At 71.2% G+C, this 1,755-nt stretch carries 2 protein-coding genes; one reads left to right on the forward strand and one right to left on the reverse strand.

Annotated elements, in window-relative coordinates; genetic code table 11:
- Nucleotides 1-480: pyridoxal-phosphate dependent enzyme (locus FJ251_16090; GenBank protein ID MBM4119220.1), on the reverse strand; the 480-nt coding region annotated here is incomplete at its 3' end.
- 164 nt (nt 481-644) lie between these two features.
- On the opposite strand from FJ251_16090, the gene FJ251_16095 reads away from it, so the two are divergent.
- Nucleotides 645-1,637: a voltage-dependent potassium channel subunit beta gene (locus tag FJ251_16095; GenBank protein MBM4119221.1), complete on the forward strand. Its 993-nt coding sequence runs from the start codon at nt 645-647 to the stop codon at nt 1,635-1,637.
- Nucleotides 1,638-1,755: the final 118 nt, after the last annotated feature.

Consider the following 1,755-nt stretch of genomic DNA (forward strand, 5'->3'; position numbering starts at 1 on the left):
CGGACCCGTGCCGCGCTCGTGCGCCCGGGGGTTGGCCGGGTTGGCGAACTGGTCGACGTGCCAGCAGTCCGGCCGCTCGACGGCGAGGCGCGCCGCCAGATCCTGGTAGTACTCGGGGTGCCCCTTGCCGACATCGCTGCGCGTGATGATCACCTCGGCGCCCAGCGCGCGCAGGTGGGCGACCTTCTCGCGGCTCATCTTGTCGGGAACGACGAAGCTGCTCGCGTAGCCCTTGGCACCGCCCACGAGCGCGAGCCCCAGGCCGGTGTTGCCGGCCGTCGCCTCGATCAGGCGCATGCCGGGCCGCAGGCGTCCCTCGGCTTCGGCGGCCTCGATCATCGAGAGGGCGATGCGGTCCTTGATCGAGCCGCCGGGGTTGGCCAGCTCCAGCTTGAGGAAGAGGCGGCAGGGGCCGGCGTCCAGGCGCGTCAGCTCGACGAGCGGCGTGTTGCCGATGAGGGCGAGCAAGCTGGTGGCCATGGCAACTCCTCCCGCTGGTCGTGCTGCCGTTCAAGATGCCCTGAGTCCGCCCCTTCGCGAAAGGCAAAAGCGCGCCGGCGATCTGGATTCCGGAGTCGCCATCCCCTAAACTGCCGGCTCACCCGCGGCCCGCCCGGGCGGCGCCGCCCGCGAAGGAGCTCACGATGGAGTATCGCCTCCTTGGCCGAAGCGGCCTGCAGGTCTCGGCCCTCAGTCTCGGGTCCTGGGTCACCTTCGGCGCGCAGCTCGGCGAGACCGAGGCGAAGGACTGCATGGCCGCCGCGCGCGAGGCCGGCGTGAACTTCTTCGACAACGCCGAGGTCTACGCGGGCGGCGAGTCGGAGCTGATCATGGGCCGCGCGATCAAGAGCCTCGGCTGGAAGCGCGCGGACCTGGTGATCTCGACCAAGATCTTCTGGGGCGGGCGCGGGCCCAACGACCGCGGCCTCAGCCGCAAGCACATCGTCGAGGGCACGCGCGCGGCCCTCGACCGCCTGCAGATCGCCGCAGTGGACCTCGTCTTCTGCCACCGACCCGACCCGCGCACGCCGATGGAAGAGACCGTCCGCGCGATGAGCTGGCTGGTCGAGCAGGGTTGGGCCTACTACTGGGGCACCAGCGAATGGAGCGCCGAGCAGATCCGCCACGCGCATGCCGTCGCGAGGCGCGAGCGGCTGGTCCCACCCACGATGGAGCAGCCCCAGTACCACATGTTCCACCGCGAGCGCGTCGAGCGCGAGTACGCGCCGCTCTACGCGGATCCCGGTCTCGGCACGACGATCTGGAGCCCCCTGGCGGGCGGCCTGCTCACGGGCAAGTACGATGGCGGCGTCCCCGCCGGCACCCGCTCGACGCTCACGCAGTACGCCTGGCTGAAGCCCAGCTTCGAGGGCGAGCAAGCGGCCGCCCGGATCGACAAGGTGAAGCGCCTCGCGCCTCTCGCGCAGGAACTCGGCTGCAGCCGCGCCCAGCTCGCGCTGGCCTGGTGCCTGAAGAACCCCAACGTCAGCACGGTGATCACGGGGGCCAGCCGCCCCGAACAGATCGTGGAGAACATGGGCGCCCTCGCCGTGGTCGACAAGCTGACGTCGCCGGTGCTGGAGCGCATCGAGGCCATCCTGGACAACCGCCCCGAGCCCGTGGCGGAGTGGCGCTAGGGGCGCAGCGCCGCCGCTCTCGCCCGTTCCCGAAGGGTTGTACCGCGGAGAGTGTGCCTGGTACGGCAGCTGCCCCTGCCCGGGCATGCTCACGCTACCTGCACCGAACGCCACCCCC

Source organism: bacterium (assembly GCA_016873475.1).
Taxonomy (GTDB): Bacteria; Krumholzibacteriota; Krumholzibacteriia; order JACNKJ01; family JACNKJ01; genus VGXI01.